Here is a 17,057-nt window from a genome sequence, read left to right as displayed (position 1 = left end):
ATGGGACGAACCGCGCAGACAACGGTATCACGGCGGGATCCGGCGCAGGTCATGCGTCTCAGCCGCCTCGGCTCCCTGCACCAGTGCCGCCTCAGCTTTATGCGGGTGCTGACACGGCGCATGGCGCGGGAAAACTGGAGCTTTGCGCGCCCGAAGTTTGATATTGATGCCAAGGGTGTTGGCGCGGCTGTCTATACCGCCACCGGCCCTGCGCGGACCTACTCCCTGATTGCCTTCGCCCACGACCTGCCGCCGGAAATGCGCTCGGACCGGGTGATCGCGACCGCATGGGATGCGACCTTCACCCTGTTCGACGGGGTTCCAGCGGATGCCGATATCGAGCGGCTGTCGCAGAACGTGCCTTACCAGGAGGCGGGCCGGGTCAACGAGAAATCCCTGTCTGTTTCCCGCGCCAACCGCTCGGTGCGGCTGTGGGCGCATTTTGTCGATGCGCTTTCGCAAGGCCGGCAGCCGGACCCGGCGCAGGTGGACGCCGTCGGCTACCTGATGCGCACCACTGCCGTCTACGGCTCCGGCAAGCTGGGCGCGGCTGACCGGGAGGCCATCGCGGACCGCCCCGAACTCAGCGCGCCGTTCCAGGCAGAGATGCTGTCGGTCTACCTGACCCGCGTCTTCGTCCGCGATCTGGTGGAGCACATGGCCCGTGCCAAGGGCGGCGAAAACGCCGTGCCGCTGGCGCCCGAAACCGCGCGGCGGCTGGGGATCGGCAATTCCACCGGCCTCGGCATGGCGCCTTACATCGTCAACCACCCGGTGCTGTTCAACAACTGGATCATGGCGCGGGAAGAGGCGATTGCCCGGGTGCGCTCGGTCGAAACGGCCACCGCGGAGGAAGCCGCCTGCTTCCGCCGGATGCTGCGGCGGAGCGAGCTGTCGGCCGCGCGCTGGCACTCGCAACATCCGGTGCAGCTCGAAAAGCTGGCCAGTCTGCGCAAGGACCTCGTCCAGCTGGCGGCCTGGGCGGCGGCGGAGGATCTGCGCACTGACCGCCCCTGGGACCGCCTGATCCGCTGGAGCGGGACGGCGCTGAGCCTCGAAGGGCAGGAACTGGCGGCCTCGCTGATCCTGGAACCCTATGCGGACCTGGTGGACGGTCTGTCCGGCTGCATGGCCGATACGAACAAGGACGCCTTCATCATCAATGGCGCAATGCCGGTCTCTCAGGTCCGCAGCCTGCTGAAAGAGAGTTTTGGCTGGGCGCTGGAACTGGACTGGGCGGCCCGCGAGAACTGCGCCCGCGCCTGGTATGTCTCGGAAGAGAAGCTGGAGCCGCGCATGGGCGAGCGCTTCGACGAGCCCATCGCCAATTATGAACAGCCGCTGGCGCCGGCCCGTGACGCAGCCTTGGCCCATGCCGCGCTGGCCGGTTGGGACGCCGATGCGCCCGTCGCGGCCTTCCTGCTGCGCCACCCGGAACACCGGCACACGGTGCGCCGGGCGCAGATGAGCCAAGCCGCCCCTTACGGCGAAATCCGCAGCAACACCATCAGCGACCGGGTGCTGCCGGTCGACATGCTGCGGGCGAAGCTGTCGTTCTTCGGGGCCACCCATTTCGACCCGCGCTCCGACCGCTGGGTGCGGATCTGCATGTATTCGGGCGCGCCTTATCCCGAGGATCTGACCACCGCCAACGCGGATCTGTGGGTGTACCCGGAGGCAGACCAATGAGCTATGCGCTGAACGAAGTGGAAGCCACCGCCAAACGCGCCGCCCGCGGGGCAGGGTACGACTGGGGCCTGGCCGAGGAAGCCGCGAAGGCCACCCGCTGGCTGTGCGCGCAGGGGCTGGACGGCACGGCGGTGCTGGCCCGGCTGCTGGAGGCTGGCTTTGCAGCTGAGCTGCAGGCTCACGTCCCGCAAGGCATCGAGGGCGACTGGCTGGCAGACGCGCCGCTCTGTCCGCTGGCAACTGGCGCTGCGCTGTCCGACTGCGCGGCGCGGCTGCGGGACAGGCCAATGGCCATCGGCCCGGTTGCCCAGCCTGCGATGATCCTGCCCTTTGCCGCAACGGCTGCACGGCAGCTTGGCACCTGCGTCACGGTTGCGGGGGAGGGCTTCCAGGCTGTCACCGACGGCGCCGCCCTGCACAGCGAAGGCACCCTGCCGGACGCGGCCGCCCGCCTGAGCATCCGCGCCGCGGGCAGCCTGGCAAACCCGGACCCCGGCCGCACCCGCGCCGAACCGGAGGAGGCGGCCTGGGCCGCGCTCAACCGTTTTGCCCATAAAACCTACGCTCCGGCCACCGAGGAGTCGCGCCTGCTGGGCGCCGGCGCCGGGCTGTCGGACAACGACTGAGAAGGCACCGAGATGACTGAAACCCAAACCCTGACCCTCGCTGAGATCGAAGACCTGTCGTTCCGCGCCCTGGTGGCGGCGGGCACGTCAGAGGCGAATGCGCGGCCCTTGGCGGCTGCCACCGCTGCGACCGAGGCGGACGGGGTGGCCAGCCATGGCCTCGCCTATATCCCGATCTACGCCGAGCATGTGCAGTGCGGCAAGGTGGACGGCAACGCCACGCCGGTGCTGACCCGCCCCCGGCCCGGTGTCATTTCTGTCGATGCGGCCACCGGCTTCGCCCATCCGGCCATCGACGCAGGCTTTGAGGCGCTGATCCCGGCCGCGCGGGAGCAGGGCATCGCGGTTCTGGCCATCCGCAACAGCTACAACTGCGGCGTGCTGGGCTACCACACCGCCCGCCTGGCCCGCGCCGGGCTGGTGGGTTTGGGCTTCACCAATGCGCCCGCCTCGATTGCCCCCTCGGGCGGCAGCAAGCCGGTGGTCGGCACCAACCCGTTTTCGGTTGCGGTGCCCGGCGAGGACGGCGAGCCGGAGCTGCTGATCGACCAAAGCGCCAGCACCATCGCCAAAAGCGAAGTGATGAAACACGCCCGCGAGGGCAGGGAGATCCCGCTGGGCTGGGCGCTGGATGCAGACGGCACCCCCACCACCGACCCGGACGCGGGCCTCAAGGGCTCGATGGCGCCGTCGGGCGGCTACAAGGGCGTCGGGGTGGCGCTGCTGACCGAAATCATGGCCGCCGCGCTGACCGGCGCAACGCTGGGCATCAATGCCTCGCCGTTCTCCGGCACCGCGGGCGGTCCGCCGAAAACCGGCCAGATGTTCATCGCAATCGACCCCGCAGCAACCTCGAATGACACATTTCGTGCCGGAATGGTCGGAATCGTGGGCGCGGTGCGGGCACAGCCTGGCGCACATCTGCCGGGCGACGGGCGCCGCGGCAAGCGGATCAAGGCCCGGGACCAAGGCGTCGCGGTCAGCGTGGCAACGCTGACCAGGATCAAAGCTCTGTTGGGCTGACGCCAATCCCCGGCGGGGCCGCACCCCGCCGGACATTCCGCACCCCGGTGCGGCACGTGCGAAACGGGAGGAAACGCATGTCAATTAAGCAACCTTTTACCGATTTGGAGATCAAGACCTCCAACGGCGGCTTCTACGAGGGGCACAGCGTCGAGATTGCCTTGCTCAGCAAGGGGATCATGGTCGCGCTGGTGCTCTGGGCCCTGGTGTGGCCGGCAAACGCCACCGGCGTGCTGGGCAGCCTGAACTGGCGTATTCTGGAGGACTTCAACGCCTTTTACATCATCATCGTCGGCTTCTTTGCCTTTTTCCTGTTTGTGGTCGCCGCGCTGCCGCAAACCGGTAAGCGGATCATGGGGGCCCCGGGCGAGCCGAAGGAATTCTCGGACTTTTCCTGGTTCTCGATGATGTTCGGCGCCGGTCTGGGCGTCGGCCTGATGGTGTTCGCCACCGCAGAGCCGCTGGGCCTATGGGGCTCCAACCCGGTGGTGCTGTCGCAGGAGGTCGCAGCGAACAGCGAGGAGGCCATCCAGTCCGGCTTCCGCTACACCTTCTTGCATTACGGCTTCCATGCCTGGGCGATCTACGTGGTGACCGGCCTGTCGCTGGCCTACTACGCCTATACCCGCGGCATGCCGCTGACCATCCGCACCGCGCTGACGCCGCTGTTCGGCAAGCTGATGAACGGCTTCCTGGGCCACGTCGTTGACGTGCTGGGCGTTGTCGCCACCATCCTGGGCGTCTCCGTGACCATCGGCTTCGGCGTGTCGCAGTTCGTGGACGGCCTTTACGCGATCACCGGCATGGAATGGATGATGGACATGAGCGGCGACGCGCCTGCACCGGGCACCGTTGGCCTGCTGGCCGGCCTGTTCGCGATCATGGGCCTGTCGATCATCTCGGCAGTGTCCGGCGTCGGCCGCGGCGTGAAGTATCTGTCGAACCTGAACCTGGTCCTGTCGATCATCCTGCTGCTGGTCTTTGTGGTTTTCGGCTCCTTCGTGTTCGCCATGAGCACCTACGCGTCGGCCATTGTGGACTACATCCTGAACTTCACGGCGCTGAGCTTTGGCGCTTTCGGCCCGCAATCCGCGGCTGAGTTCTCGGCGGCGCTGCCGGCTGAGGCTGCCCCCTATGCCGATGCGCTGCGCGGCGGTGCCACCAACGCCTGGGGCTCCTTCGAAGGCTTCAAGTCCGGTCTGGAAGGTGAAGCTGCTGCCCTGTCCGACGACGTGCTGTCGGCGGCCTATGCCGCGGGCGAGCCGCAGCGCCAGTTCGGCTGGCAGGCAGGCTGGACCACATTCTACTGGGCCTGGTGGATCGCCTTCTCGCCCTTCGTGGGCCTGTTCCTGGCGCGCATTTCCCGCGGCCGCTCGGTGCGTGAATTCATCGTCGGCTGTGTGCTCGCCCCGGCGCTGGTCTGCTTTGCCTGGATGACCATCCTGGGCGGCACCGCCATCGACCTGGAGCTGAACGGCGCGGCCGAAGGCGCGATCATCGGCGCCTCGAACACAGCCAAGCTGTTCGTCACCCTGCAAAGCATGATCAGCGGCAGCCTGCTGTCCGGCGTCACCATCATGTGCGTGGTGCTGATCATGACCTTCCTGGTCACCTCGGCGGACTCCGGCATCCTGGTGATGAACACCATCATGTCCGGCGGCGACCAGAACATCGGCAACAAGCACAAGATCGTTTGGGGCCTGATCCTGACCGCCGTGATCGGCACCCTGCTGTTTGCAGGCAAGACCAATGGCGGCGCGGACCCGATGGAGGCCCTGAAGAGCGCGATGATCATCGGCGCACTGCCCTTCACCATGGTCATGGGCCTGATGTGCATCTCGCTGGCCAAGGCGCTGTTCCGCGACGGTCAGCGCGAAAAGGCCGCAGAGCGCGCACCTGCCGAATAAGCACTCCCGCCGTCCTTGCGGGCGGTGCAGGGGCCGGGGGGAGCAATCCCTCCGGCCCTTTTTTCAAGTCCGGGATCCGGCGATCAGCGGTGCTGGCCCTTCAGCGCGCGCGGCTCTGGTGAGCCGGGTGAAATGCTTGAAAATGGAAATTCCTGCGGAACTTGAGCGCAAGAATTCCCGTTTCTGGATTAATTTGTGAAACAGGCGTATACTGGTTGTCCATACCGATTGAACCTGCCTTTCGGGCCTTGGATGTGTCCGGGGAGCGGGGAAAGGGGGCGGGATGCTGATTGCGGTCGTGCTTGTGCTGATCGTGGCGGGGTCCGTTGCGTTCCATCTTTACAGCCCGTGGTGGTGGACGCCGATCGCGTCGAACTGGGACTATATCGACAACACGCTGGTTATAACCTTCTGGATCACTGGTGCGGTGTTCGCCGCGGTGGTGCTGTTCACGGCCTATTGCGTGTGGAAGTTCCGGCACCGTCCGGGCCGCAAGGCTGAGTTCGACCCGGAAAACAAGCGGCTTGAGTGGTGGCTGACAGCAGTGACCGCCGTTGGCGTGGCAGCGATGCTGGTGCCGGGGCTGTTCGTGTGGAAGCAGTTCGTCACCGTGCCCGAGAACGCGAGCGAGCTGGAGGTCTTCGGCCAGCAGTGGAACTGGGCCTACCGGCTGCCCGGCGCCGACGGGGTGCTGGGCACTGCGGATGCGGACTGGGTGAGCGGCGAAAACCCCCTGGGCGTCAATCCGCATGACCGGTTCGGTCAGGATGACCTCATCATCGAGGGCGGCGAGGTCTATCTGCCGGTGGATCAGCCGGTCAAGCTGCTGCTGCGCTCCATCGACGTCTTGCACAATTTCTACGTGCCCGAGTTCCGCGCCAAGATGGACATGGTGCCGGGCATGGTCACCTACATCTGGTTCACCCCGACACGCACCGGCAATTTCGAGGTGCTGTGCGCCGAATACTGCGGCAGCGCGCATTCCTTCATGCGCGGCTATGTGACCGTGGTGGAGGCGGAGGAATACCAGGACTGGCTGCAGGAGCAGCTGACCTTTGAAGACTACGCCCGCGCGGCGGCTGAACCCGCGACAAGACTGGCAGAACGGTAAGGGCAGAGCCCGGCCGCGGGCGGAAACGGAGTGCCCGCTCCGTTTTGCCGGAGGCAAACCTCCGGTTTGACGGGGCGGCCGGGCACTGCCCGGCCTGCAGCCGGGCGGGACGCAAACGCGATGGAGGCCTGTAATGACCGACTACCTGCCTGACCACGACAGCACTTTGCCGCCGCGCGAAGTTGCCGACGTGATGCCGCCGCATGCGCACAGCTGGATCGGCAAATACGTCTTCTCTCAGGACGCCAAATACATCGCCATCCAGTATTCCGGCACTGCCGTCGCGATCGGCCTGGTGGCCCTGGTGCTGTCCTGGCTGATGCGGCTGCAGCTAGGCTTTCCGGGGCTCTTCGACTTCATCACGCCGGAGGCCTATTACCAGTTCGTCACCATGCACGGGATGATCATGGTGATCTACCTGCTGACCGCAATTTTTCTGGGCGGCTTCGGCAACTACCTGATCCCGCTGATGGTCGGGGCGCGGGACATGGTGTTTCCCTTCGTCAATATGCTCAGCTACTGGATCTACCTGCTGGCGGTTCTGGTGCTGGTAGCCAGCTTCTTTGTTCCCGGCGGGCCGACCGGTGCGGGCTGGACGCTGTACCCGCCGCAAGCGGTGCTGTCGGGCACGCCCGGCGGCGCGCAAAGCGGCATCATCCTGATGCTGGTCTCGCTCATTCTGTTCATCATCGGCTTTACCATGGGCGGGCTGAACTATGCCGTCACCGTGCTGCAGGCCCGCACCCGCGGCATGACCATGATGCGGCTGCCGCTGACCGTCTGGGGTATCTTCACCGCCACGGTGATGGCGCTGCTCGCTTTTCCGGCGCTGTTCGTGGCCTGTGTGATGATGCTGTTCGACCGGCTCCTGGGCACGTCGTTCTTCATGCCCGCGCTGGTCGAGCTGGGCGAGAAGCTGAGCTACGGCGGCGGCAGCCCGATTGCCTTCCAGCACCTGTTCTGGTTCTTCGGCCACCCCGAGGTATATATCGTGGCGCTGCCCGCCTTCGGCATCGTTTCCGACCTGATCGCGGTGCATGCGCGCAAGAACGTGTTCGGCTACCGGATGATGGTCTGGGCCATCGTGATCATCGGCGCGCTCAGCTTCATCGTCTGGGCGCACCACATGTATGTCTCGGGCATGCACCCGTGGTTCGGCTTCTTCTTCGCCACCACCACGCTGATCATCGCGATCCCGACCGCGATCAAGGTCTATAACTGGATCCTGACCCTGTGGAAGGGCGACATTCACCTGACCCTGCCGATGCTGTTTGCACTGGGCTTCATCGTGACCTTCGTGAACGGCGGGCTGACGGGGCTGTTCCTGGGGAACGTGGTTGTCGATGTGCCGCTCAGCGACACGATGTTCGTTGTGGCGCATTTCCACATGGTGATGGGGGTGGCGCCGATCATGGTGATCTTTGGCGCGATCTACCACTGGTATCCCAAGATCACCGGACGGATGCTGAACGAGGCGATGGGCCAGATCCACTTCTGGGTCACCTTCATCGGGGCCTATGCGGTGTTCTTCCCGATGCACTACGTCGGGCTGGTCGGAGTGCCGCGCCGCTATTTCGAGATCGGCGAGCCGGCCTTCCTGACCGCGCCGGTCGATGGGCTCAATGCCTTCATCTCCTCCGCCGCGCTGATTGTCGGCGCGGTGCAGGTGCTGTTCCTGTTCAACATCTTCTGGAGCCTGCGCCATGGGCTTGCGGCGGGCGGCAACCCCTGGCGCGCCACCTCGCTGGAGTGGCAGACGCCGGAAACGCCGCCGCGGCATGGCAACTGGGGGGATGAACTGCCCAACGTCTACCGCTGGGCCTATGACTACAGCGTGCCCGGCGCGCCCAAGGATTACGTCGCCCAGAACGACCCCTGGGTGCCCGAAAGCGAGGGGAGGCGGCTGTGACGGTCATCCTTGCCTTTCTGGCGCTGGTCGCCCTGGCCGCCGGGCTGTGGCTGTCGCAGCAGCGCCTGGCCTCCAAGCCCTGGCTGGAAACCGGGATTGCCCCCTTGGCGGGCCATGGCCCGGGCAAGGCGCCGGGATTTATCTTCATCGCGGTTTTCCTGGCCGTGGCCGGCGGGCTGTTTGCGATGCTGGGCAGTGCCTTTGTCATGCAGATTGACGAGACGCCGTGGGAACTGGTGCCGCTGCCCGGCCGGGTGTGGCTCAATACGGCGCTGCTGCTGCTGGCCAGCCTGTTCATGCAGTTTGTGGTGATCTCCGCGCGGGCGGGCACCACGCGCTGGCTGCGCGCCAGCCTGATTGCCGCCAGCATCGCCACGCTCGCCTTTCTGGCCGGGCAGGTGCAGGTATGGATTGCGCTGACCAGCGGCGGCTACCCGCTGGACGGCCCCCCGGCGGCCAGCTTTTTCTACCTGATCACCGGCCTGCACGGGCTGCATGTGCTGGGCGGCATCATCGCGCTGGCCGCGATCTGCCTGCGCCACGCCGAGGGCAGGGACGTCAAGGCGCTGCTGCCGGGGGTGCGGCTCTGCGCGCTCTACTGGCACGCGCTGCTGGCCTTCTGGCTGATGCTGTTTGCGCTGCTTCAGGGCTGGGGCAACGCCTTTCTGGCACTGTGCCGCGCCGCCGTGAATTGAGGGAGGGAGACTCATGGACCATCCGCTTCAAGGCCAGGACCAGACGCTGCTGCAAAAGGGGCACAGCGGTTTCGCCGCCGACTGGAGCTCGGACCAGCGGGTGTTCAAGAAGGTCTCCTGGGGCAAGGCGATGATGTGGATCCTGCTGCTCAGCGACACGTTCATCTTCGCCTGCTTCCTGGTCGCCTACCTGACCGCCCGCAGCTCAACCACTGCCGAATGGCCCAACGCCAGCGAGGTCTTTGCCCTGCATATCGGCGGCCGGGACCTGCCGCTGATCCTGATCGCCATCATGACCTTCGTGCTGATCTCCTCCTCCGGCACCATGGCGATGGCAGTGAACTGCGCCTACCGCAAGGCGCGCAAGGCGACCGCCGCGCTGATGCTCGCGACCGCCGCGCTGGGCGCGGCCTTTGTTGGAATGCAGGCGTTTGAATGGTCCAAGCTGATCAGCGAAGGCGTGCGCCCCTGGGGCAACCCCTGGGGGGCAGAGCAGTTCGGCGCCAGTTTCTTCATGATCACCGGCTTTCACGGCACCCATGTGACCATCGGGGTGATCTTCCTGATCATCGTGGCCCTCAAGGTCTGGCGGGGCGACTTCGACCGGGACCAGCGCAGCTGGATGTCGGCGGGCAACGGCGATTACGAGGCGGTCGAGATCATGGGGCTGTACTGGCACTTCGTCGACCTGGTCTGGGTCTTCATCTTTGCATTCTTCTATCTGTGGTAGGGGGCCGCCATGACAGACACACCGCACGCAATGGAAACCCGGCATGTGGCGCATGACGAGGGGCAGCAGCACCCGATCAAGCTCTACTTCGTGGTTTGGGTCTTGCTGTTCATCCTTAGTGCCGGCTCCTACTGGGTGGATTACGCGCAGCTGCAGGGGCTCTTGCGCTGGAGCCTGATCCTGATCTTCATGGTGCTGAAGGCAGGGCTGATCATCGCCGTCTTCATGCACATGGCCTGGGAGCGGCTGGCGCTGATCTACGCGATCCTGCTGCCGCCGCTGGCGCTGATCGGGCTGCTGGCGATTTTGATCATCGAGTCGGGGTACACCGCTGAGACCCGGGTGATTGAGTTTGGCCAGGGGGCGGCAGCATCTGAATGAGCGTCCCGCCTGGCCGACAGGCCGGGCAGCGCCCGACCCGCCCCATGGGCGGGCGCTACACGCCCACCCCGGGCCAGGCGCTGCCCTCTTTTCTGTTTTTCAATGGCTGCAAAAAAAAGGCGCCCCGGTTTCGCGGAGCGCCTCCTTTTTCAATTTCCGCAGCCCTTACGCTGCCAGATCAAACCGGTCTGCGTTCATCACCTTGACCCAGGCCGCCACGAAGTCCTGCACAAACGCGTCTTTGAAGTCATCCTGCGCATAGACCTCGGCCAGCGCCCGCAGCTGCGAGTTGGAGCCGAACACCAGATCGGCGCGGGTGGCGGTCCATTTCACTTCGCCGCTGGCGCGGTCGCGGCCCTCGTAGGTGCCGTCGCCGGCCGGTTTCCACTGCACGCCCATGTCCAGGATGTTGGTGAAGAAATCCGTGCTGAGCGTGCCGGCCCGATCCGTGAACACCCCATGCGCCGCGCCGCCGTGGTTGGCCCCCAGCACCCGCAGGCCGCCAATCAGCGCCGTCATCTCCGGCGCGCTGAGGGTCAGGAGCTGCGCCCGGTCCACCAGCATCTTCTCGGCCGGAATGCTGTAGTCCGCCTTGCGGTAGTTGCGGAAGCCATCGGCCTCCGGCTCCAGCACGGCAAAACCCTCGATGTCGGTTTGCTCCTGGCTGGCATCCGTCCGGCCCGGCGTAAACGGCACCTCGACCGGATGGCCAGCGGCCTTGGCAGCCTCTTCCACCGCGGCGCCGCCCGCCAGCACGATCAGATCGGCCATCGAGATCTTCTTGCCGCCGGATGCGCTCCCGTTGAAATCGCTCTGGATGCCTTCCAGAACCTTCAGCACCCTGGCCAGCTTTTCAGGCTCGTTCACCTCCCAGCTCTTCTGCGGCTCCAGCCGGATGCGCGCGCCATTGGCGCCGCCGCGCATGTCGGAGCCGCGGAAGGTCGAGGCCGAGGCCCAGGCGGTGGAGACCAGTTCCGGCACCGTAAGCCCGGAGGCCAGCACCTTGGCCTTGAGGCTGGCAACGTCATCCGTTTCCACCAGCGCGTGATCCACCGGCGGCACCGGGTCCTGCCAGATCAGATCCTCCGCCGGCACCTCATCGCCCAGATAGCGCGACTTCGGCCCCATGTCGCGGTGGCACAGCTTGAACCAGGCGCGGGCAAAGGCGTCAGCGAATTTCTCCGGGTTGGCGTGGAAGCCGCGCGAGATTTTCTCATACTCCGGATCCATCCGCATCGACATATCGGCGGTGGTCATCATCGGCGGGTGCGTCTTGCCGGGGTCATGGGCATCCACCACCATATGCTCGGGCCTCACGTCCTGCGCCTGCCACTGGTTCGCACCGGCCGGGCTCTTGACCAGTTTCCACTCATAGCCGAACAGCACGTCGAAATACCCCATGTCCCACCGGGTCGGGTTGGGCTTCCAGGCGCCTTCAATGCCGGAGGTGGTGGTGTCAGCCGCGTTCCCGCTGCCATGCGAGTTCAGCCAGCCCAGCCCCATATGCTCAATGTCTGCGCCTTCCGGCTCGGTGCTGACCAGCCCGGGATCGCCGGCGCCATGCGCCTTGCCGAAGGTGTGGCCGCCGGCCACCAGCGCCACGGTTTCCTCGTCATTCATGCCCATGCGGCTGAAGGTCTCGCGCACATCCTTGCCCGAGGCGACCGGGTCCGGGTTGCCGTCCGGGCCTTCCGGGTTCACGTAGATCAGACCCATCTGCACCGCTGCCAGCGGGTTGGCCAGGTCGCGCTCGCCGGAATAGCGGCTGTTGGGCTGGTCGCTGGTGGCCAGCCATTCGGTCTCCGCCCCCCAATAGACGTCTTCCTCCGGCTCCCACACATCCGCGCGGCCGCCGCCAAAGCCGAACACCGGGCCGCCCATCGATTCAATGGCGCAGTTGCCCGCCAGGATCATCAGGTCCCCCCAGGAGATCTTGTTGCCGTATTTCCGCTTGATCGGCCACAGCAGGCGGCGCGCCTTGTCCAGGTTGCCATTGTCCGGCCAGCTGTTCAGCGGCGCAAAGCGCTGGCTGCCAGTGCCGCCGCCGCCGCGCCCGTCGGCGGTGCGGTAGGTGCCGGCACTGTGCCAGGCCATGCGGATGAACAGCGGCCCGTAATGGCCATAGTCCGCAGGCCACCAGTCCTGGCTGTCGGTCATCAGCGCGTAGAGATCCTGCTTCACCGCCTTCAGGTCCAGCTTCTTGAACTCTTCGGCATAGTTGAAATCAGCCCCCATCGGGTTCGAGGCAGGCGAATGCTGGTGCAGGACCTTCAGGTTCAAGAGGTTAGGCCACCAATGCTTGTTGGTGGTGCCGCCGGATGCGGCAGCGCCGTGAAACACCGGGCATTTTCCTTGGGGAGTATTTCCGTCCATTTTTGTCTCCGATCGTGGCTGCAATTGTTGACGCGCTACGCGGCAGAAGCGCCCCGGGACCCGTTCGGCGGCTCCGGGCCAGCGCGCTGAGGCAGCCCCGCCATGAGGCTGCGCGCGCGGTAAAGCTGCTGCCGGTTTTCCCTGTCTTCGTGAGGTGAGGCTAGCAGAGGATACTCATTGGATTAAGTTGCATTTATTCATCGCAGTGATAAGCAAATCCTATGATAAATGTGACCCTTCGCCAGATGCGCTATTTCGAAGCGCTGGCCCAGCACCGCCATTTCGGCCGCGCGGCAGAGACCTGCGCGGTGTCGCAGCCCGCTTTGTCGGTTCAGATCAAGGAATTGGAGGACGTGCTGGGGGTGCAGCTGGTGGAACGCGGGGCGCGCCAGGTGCGCCTGACCAGCTTTGGCGAGGATCTGGCCATGCGGGTGCGCGGCATCCTGCGCTCGGTGGATGAGCTGGGCGAGCTGGCCCGCGCCTCGCGCGAGGGGCTGGCCGGGCGGCTGCGGATCGGGGTGATTCCCACCATCGCGCCCTATCTTCTGCCCTCCATCGTCGGCACGCTGACCCGCCAGTATCCGGAGGCCGACATCCGGGTGCGCGAAACCGTGACCCCCAAACTGCTGAAGGAACTGGGGGAGGGGCGTCTGGACACCGCCATCGTGGCACTGCCGGTCTCTGAGCCTGCGTTCGAGGAAGTGCCGCTGTTTTCGGAGGACTTCGTTCTGGTGCGCCCGGGGGAGGACAGCGGCAAGCCGGTTCCGGGCCCCGAGGGCTTGCGCGAAATGCGTCTGCTGCTGCTGGAGGAGGGGCACTGCTTCCGCGATCAGGCGCTGTCGTTCTGCAACATGCAATCGGCGGCCCCGCGCGAGCTTTTGGACGGCAGCTCCCTGTCGACGCTGGTGCAGATGGTCAGCGCAGGCATCGGTGTGACGCTTATTCCCGAAATGGCGGTGCCGGTCGAAACCCGCTCGGCGGTGGTGTCGGTGGCGCGCTTCCGCGACCCGCAGCCCGCCCGCACCATCGGCATGATCTGGCGCCGCAGCAACCCGCTGGCGCGGCAGCTGATGCAGGTCGCCGAGGTGGTGCGCCAAGCCGCCGATGCCTTGCGGGCCAGCTACAGCCCGATGAACTGAGCCGAAGAGGGGGTGTCTTTCATGCGCACGCCCGCCGCCTTTGCGCTCCGCTGATTGAGCGGCGAAGACCGGCTGCAACCCAATGAAGATTGGTGCGCAAAGGGCACGTTCACAGGCCTTTCAACGGCATCGCAGTTTCCGCATTGAGGACACTGCGTTAACGTTCCGTAAAAAATAATACACTGAAGCGGGCATACAGGCAGATGAAAACGGGCTTTCACGGCACGTTTGTTATGTCCTGGTCGCAAACCGAGATCGACGGCCTTCCGGCCGCGCCGGTGGACGCGCTGAATACGGGCGCGGCCTGGTCCTGGCATGGCGATGCCGTGCGGGTGGACGGGCCGGCCAGGCCGTCGCGGCTGGATATGGCAAACGGCGATGCAGAAATGCGCCGCCGCGCGGCGCGGTCGGTGCGCCGGCTGGTCGGCGCGGCGCTCCAGGACCGGACCGGTGCCGGCAAGGCGGAGGCTGACGGGCCGCTGCCGGACAGCAGTTTCGTCGTGACCAACGGCGTGCAGAGTTTCACGGCAACCCTGATTGACACCGGCCCGGGCCAGCGCCCGCTGGTGATGTTTGCCGGCGAATTGCCCCCGCGCGGCACCGACCTGTGGGTGGTGCATCACGCGCTTGGCACCGCGCGCTCAGCCCGGCCCGGCGGCGGACCCGAGGGCGAAGGCGGCGTCATCTGCTTTACCCCTGGCACGCTGATTGCAACCCTCGGAGGGCCGCAACCGGTGGAACAGCTGCGCGAAGGCGATAAGGTCCAGACCCGCGACAGCGGCGCGCAGGAGATCCTGTGGATCGGCTCCCGCCGGATCACCGGTGCGCGCCTGTATGTAATGCCGCAGCTGCGCCCGGTTCGGATTCACGCAGGCGCCTTGGGGCTCGGCCGGCCGGAGCAGGAACTGCTGGTCTCTCCCGATCACCGGATGCTGCTGCGCGGCGCGCATGTGCAGGCGCTGTTCAACACGCCCGAGGTGCTGGTGGCTGCTGGCGATCTGGTCGATGGCCGCACAATCCTGCCCGATGCCTCGGTGCGCGAAGTCACCTATATCCACCTGATGCTGGCCAGCCATCAGGTGCTCTGGGCCAATGGCGTGGAAACCGACAGCTTCCACCCGTCCAGTGCCTCGCTCACGGCGCTGAGCGGCTCGGACAGGGAAAGGCTGCTCCGCCTGCACCCGGAGCTGGAGCACGACCCGCTCTCCTATGGCGCCTATGCCCGCCGCAGCCTCAGCCCGTCCGAGGCGGCGATCCTGCGGCACGAGGCTGCCTGACGCCTTTGCCTGGGCGGGCAGGGGACCATGCGGCGGCCTGGCCCGCGGCGGATGCAGATTTTCGCATCATTCGGGCGCAGCCGTGTTGACTCCGCCCCGAACCCCGATATAAGCGCGGCTTCATTGGTGTTGGTGGCCCCCGCAAGGGGATGCCTGTCATGCCCGGATCCTGGATGCGGAGCAAGAGGACAACGCCCTTCGATTGTTGCAGGTCTCCTGGAACAGGTGAACACGGACGGTGCAGTGGCAGACGCGATTGCAGCCCGAAAGGTGGGAACCGGTTTCCGGAATAGCTGCAATGCCACTTAAGAAGGAGATCAGCCGTGACCAAACGCACGTCTGCCAAGTACAAAATCGACCGCCGCATGGGCGAAAACATCTGGGGCCGTCCGAAATCCCCGGTCAACCGCCGCGACTACGGCCCGGGCCAGCACGGCCAGCGCCGCAAGGGCAAGCTGTCCGACTTCGGCATCCAGCTGCGCGCCAAGCAGAAGCTGAAAGGCTACTACGGCGATCTGACCGAAAAGCAGTTCCGCCGCATCTATGGCGAAGCCGAGCGTGTGAAGGGCGACACCGGTGAAAACCTGATCGGCCTGCTGGAGCGCCGCCTGGACGCCGTCGTTTACCGCGCCAAGTTCGTGCCGACCGTCTTTGCGGCCCGCCAGTTCGTCAACCACGGCCACGTCCTGGTCAACGGCAAGCGCGTGAACATCCCCTCCTACCGCGTCAAAGAAGGCGACGTGATCGAGGTCCGCGACAAATCCAAGCAGATGGTTGCCGTTCTGGAAGCCGTCCAGCTGGCTGAGCGCGATGTGCCGGATTACATCGAAGCCGACCACTCCAAGATGACCGCAACCTTCGTGCGCACCCCGGCGCTGGGCGACGTGCCGTATCCGGTGATCATGGAACCGAACCTGGTCGTCGAATTCTACGCCAAGAACTAAGCCTGCTGCCTTCAGGGCAACTGGCGGAAGGGCTGTCCACACGGGCAGCCCTTTTTCTGTGGCGCGGCCGCCTTGCCGCAGCCGCCCGGCGCGACAGCAAGGAAAGCTGTGGTCCGGCGGCATCATTGGTACTATCCTGTCCGAAAAGCGACAGGGAGTGACCCATGAAGTTGATGATGAAGGCGGCTGCCGCGGCGGCGCTTACGGTTCTGGCGGCAGCGGCAGGCGCGGCACCACTGAAACTCACACCCGCAAATCCGCAGCCCTCTGGCGTCAAGCCCGGTCTCGCGGTGGTCTACGCCTACCCGCAGGACGTGAAAACACTGGCCGAAGCCTCCTCCGCGCTGAAGACCGGCAGCGAGCCGGGCCGCCCGATTGCCGGGCTGGACAACCGCGACACCGAAGAGGGGCAGAACACCCTGACCGCCAAGCGGCCGATGCATGTGGCGGCCAGAATCACGGGCTACGTGAAGTTCGACCAGCCCGGCATCCACAATATCGACTTCCTGACCAACGACGGCCTGCGGGCCAATATCGGCGGCCAGACCGTGGGCGAATTCGACGGCCGCCAGTCCTGCGACAGCACCATCATGACCCAGGTCGAGGTGCCCTCGGCCGGCTGGTATCCGGTTGATATCCTGTATTTCCAGCGCCTTGGCACCGCCTGCCTGCACATGCGCATGGGGCCGGACGGCAAGCGCCCGAAATGGATGAAGGACAGCGCCTTCGGTCACTGACACCCTGGGCTGCGGGGCAGGGGGCTGTTCCCCTGCCTGTATTCCTATAAGGGCAGCGGGCGGTCTTCTGCGATGGCTTCCATCGCGAAATAGGAGGTCACGCTGTCCAGCTCCACGCCCGAGATCAGCCGCTGATAGACTTTGTCATAGCTGGCCATGTCCTCGGTCACCACTTTCAGCTGATAATCGTAATCGCCGCCGATCCGGTGGAAATCCACCACCTCCGGGATCGTCAGCACATGGCGGCGGAACTTTTGCAGCCACTCCGCCGAATGGTGCCGGGTGCGCAGCAGCACGAACACCACCAGATCCAGCCCCAGCTGCTTGCGGTCCAGCCGCGCGGTGGAGCCCCTCAGCAGCCCGCTCTCGTTCAGCGCCTTCAGCCGCCGCCAGCAGGCATTCTGCGACAGCCCCACCTTGTCGGCCAGCTCGCGCTGCGACAGGCTGGCGTCCTGTTGCAGGGCCTTCAGGATCGCGCGGTCAATTTGATCTGCCGATTTGGTCATGATTGGATCA

General features: G+C 65.6%; 15 protein-coding genes. 13 read left to right on the top strand and 2 right to left on the bottom strand.

Going from position 1 to position 17,057, the window contains the following annotated elements:
- The 9 genes from DAEP_RS0109445 to DAEP_RS0109405 all read left to right on the top strand — a co-directional run bounded on the left by DAEP_RS0109445 (position 1) and on the right by DAEP_RS0109405 (position 10,071).
- Positions 1 to 1,689: a hypothetical protein gene (locus DAEP_RS0109445; protein WP_027244482.1), complete on the top strand. Its 1,689-nt coding sequence runs from the start codon at positions 1 to 3 to the stop codon at positions 1,687 to 1,689.
- On the top strand, positions 1,686 to 2,315 hold the full coding sequence (locus DAEP_RS0109440; protein WP_027244481.1) for a DUF3726 domain-containing protein: 630 nt from the start codon (positions 1,686 to 1,688) through the stop codon (positions 2,313 to 2,315). Before DAEP_RS0109445 ends, DAEP_RS0109440 begins: the two co-directional genes overlap by 4 nt.
- A 12-nt stretch (positions 2,316 to 2,327) precedes the next feature.
- Complete coding sequence (locus DAEP_RS0109435) at positions 2,328 to 3,338, top strand: Ldh family oxidoreductase (RefSeq protein WP_008558064.1); 1,011 nt, start codon at positions 2,328 to 2,330, stop codon at positions 3,336 to 3,338.
- 77 nt (positions 3,339 to 3,415) lie between these two features.
- Entirely contained in the window at positions 3,416 to 5,245 is a 1,830-nt protein-coding gene (locus tag DAEP_RS0109430) for a BCCT family transporter (protein ID WP_008555031.1), read from the top strand.
- A 283-nt stretch (positions 5,246 to 5,528) separates the two neighbouring features.
- Positions 5,529 to 6,356 carry a cytochrome c oxidase subunit II gene (locus DAEP_RS0109425; protein WP_008555245.1) on the top strand — a complete coding sequence of 276 codons (828 nt, stop codon included), beginning with the start codon at positions 5,529 to 5,531 and terminating at the stop codon, positions 6,354 to 6,356.
- 133 nt (positions 6,357 to 6,489) lie between these two features.
- Positions 6,490 to 8,265 carry a cbb3-type cytochrome c oxidase subunit I gene (locus DAEP_RS0109420; protein WP_027244480.1) on the top strand — a complete coding sequence of 592 codons (1,776 nt, stop codon included), beginning with the start codon at positions 6,490 to 6,492 and terminating at the stop codon, positions 8,263 to 8,265.
- Positions 8,262 to 8,960, top strand: coding sequence for a cytochrome c oxidase subunit 3 (locus DAEP_RS0109415; RefSeq protein ID WP_027244479.1), 699 nt, complete (start codon positions 8,262 to 8,264; stop codon positions 8,958 to 8,960). The genes DAEP_RS0109420 and DAEP_RS0109415 overlap by 4 nt, the downstream gene beginning before the upstream one ends.
- A 13-nt stretch (positions 8,961 to 8,973) precedes the next feature.
- Positions 8,974 to 9,690: a heme-copper oxidase subunit III family protein gene (locus DAEP_RS0109410; protein ID WP_027244478.1), complete on the top strand. Its 717-nt coding sequence runs from the start codon at positions 8,974 to 8,976 to the stop codon at positions 9,688 to 9,690.
- Between the two features lie 9 nt (positions 9,691 to 9,699).
- On the top strand, positions 9,700 to 10,071 hold the full coding sequence (locus DAEP_RS0109405) for a cytochrome C oxidase subunit IV family protein (protein WP_036760570.1): 372 nt from the start codon (positions 9,700 to 9,702) through the stop codon (positions 10,069 to 10,071).
- A gap of 165 nt (positions 10,072 to 10,236) precedes the next feature.
- Here DAEP_RS0109405 and katG read toward each other — a convergent pair whose 3' ends face one another.
- The gene (gene katG / locus DAEP_RS0109400) at positions 10,237 to 12,444 is read right to left on the bottom strand and encodes a catalase/peroxidase HPI (protein WP_027244476.1); all 2,208 of its coding nucleotides are present in this window, start codon (positions 12,442 to 12,444) and stop codon (positions 10,237 to 10,239) included.
- Between the two features lie 221 nt (positions 12,445 to 12,665).
- Here katG and DAEP_RS0109395 point away from each other — a divergent pair, with 221 nt between their 5' ends.
- From DAEP_RS0109395 to DAEP_RS0109380, 4 genes are all read left to right on the top strand, one after another.
- Entirely contained in the window at positions 12,666 to 13,583 is a 918-nt protein-coding gene (locus DAEP_RS0109395; RefSeq protein WP_027244475.1) for a LysR substrate-binding domain-containing protein, read from the top strand.
- Positions 13,584 to 13,786: 203 nt separating this feature from the next.
- Positions 13,787 to 14,860: a Hint domain-containing protein gene (locus tag DAEP_RS0109390; protein WP_027244474.1), complete on the top strand. Its 1,074-nt coding sequence runs from the start codon at positions 13,787 to 13,789 to the stop codon at positions 14,858 to 14,860.
- A 323-nt stretch (positions 14,861 to 15,183) separates the two neighbouring features.
- Entirely contained in the window at positions 15,184 to 15,804 is a 621-nt protein-coding gene (rpsD, locus tag DAEP_RS0109385) for a 30S ribosomal protein S4 (RefSeq protein ID WP_008557031.1), read from the top strand.
- Positions 15,805 to 15,968: 164 nt separating this feature from the next.
- Positions 15,969 to 16,541, top strand: coding sequence for a PA14 domain-containing protein (locus DAEP_RS0109380; protein ID WP_027244473.1), 573 nt, complete (start codon positions 15,969 to 15,971; stop codon positions 16,539 to 16,541).
- A 44-nt stretch (positions 16,542 to 16,585) separates the two neighbouring features.
- On the opposite strand, the gene DAEP_RS0109375 is transcribed toward DAEP_RS0109380, so the two are convergent.
- On the bottom strand, positions 16,586 to 17,047 hold the full coding sequence (locus DAEP_RS0109375) for an Lrp/AsnC family transcriptional regulator (protein ID WP_027244472.1): 462 nt from the start codon (positions 17,045 to 17,047) through the stop codon (positions 16,586 to 16,588).
- Positions 17,048 to 17,057 lie beyond the last annotated feature (10 nt).

Source organism: Leisingera daeponensis DSM 23529 (assembly GCF_000473145.1).
Lineage (GTDB): Bacteria > Pseudomonadota > Alphaproteobacteria > Rhodobacterales > Rhodobacteraceae > Leisingera > Leisingera daeponensis.
Note: the sequence above shows the minus strand (reverse complement) of the source record. Positions and strands in the feature narration are given on the sequence as shown.

Bases quoted from the DNA above. Each gene is read 5' to 3' on its own strand.
- DAEP_RS0109445 (WP_027244482.1), top strand. From the start codon at position 1: ATGGGACGAACCGCGCAGACAACGGTATCACGGCGGGATCCGGCGCAG.
- DAEP_RS0109440 (WP_027244481.1), top strand. From the start codon at position 1,686: ATGAGCTATGCGCTGAACGAAGTGGAAGCCACCGCCAAACGCGCCGCC.
- DAEP_RS0109435 (WP_008558064.1), top strand. From the start codon at position 2,328: ATGACTGAAACCCAAACCCTGACCCTCGCTGAGATCGAAGACCTGTCG.
- DAEP_RS0109430 (WP_008555031.1), top strand. From the start codon at position 3,416: ATGTCAATTAAGCAACCTTTTACCGATTTGGAGATCAAGACCTCCAAC.
- DAEP_RS0109425 (WP_008555245.1), top strand. From the start codon at position 5,529: ATGCTGATTGCGGTCGTGCTTGTGCTGATCGTGGCGGGGTCCGTTGCG.
- DAEP_RS0109420 (WP_027244480.1), top strand. From the start codon at position 6,490: ATGACCGACTACCTGCCTGACCACGACAGCACTTTGCCGCCGCGCGAA.
- DAEP_RS0109410 (WP_027244478.1), top strand. From the start codon at position 8,974: ATGGACCATCCGCTTCAAGGCCAGGACCAGACGCTGCTGCAAAAGGGG.
- DAEP_RS0109405 (WP_036760570.1), top strand. From the start codon at position 9,700: ATGACAGACACACCGCACGCAATGGAAACCCGGCATGTGGCGCATGAC.
- katG (WP_027244476.1), bottom strand. From the start codon at position 12,444: ATGGACGGAAATACTCCCCAAGGAAAATGCCCGGTGTTTCACGGCGCT.
- DAEP_RS0109395 (WP_027244475.1), top strand. From the start codon at position 12,666: ATGATAAATGTGACCCTTCGCCAGATGCGCTATTTCGAAGCGCTGGCC.
- DAEP_RS0109390 (WP_027244474.1), top strand. From the start codon at position 13,787: ATGAAAACGGGCTTTCACGGCACGTTTGTTATGTCCTGGTCGCAAACC.
- DAEP_RS0109380 (WP_027244473.1), top strand. From the start codon at position 15,969: ATGAAGTTGATGATGAAGGCGGCTGCCGCGGCGGCGCTTACGGTTCTG.
- DAEP_RS0109375 (WP_027244472.1), bottom strand. From the start codon at position 17,047: ATGACCAAATCGGCAGATCAAATTGACCGCGCGATCCTGAAGGCCCTG.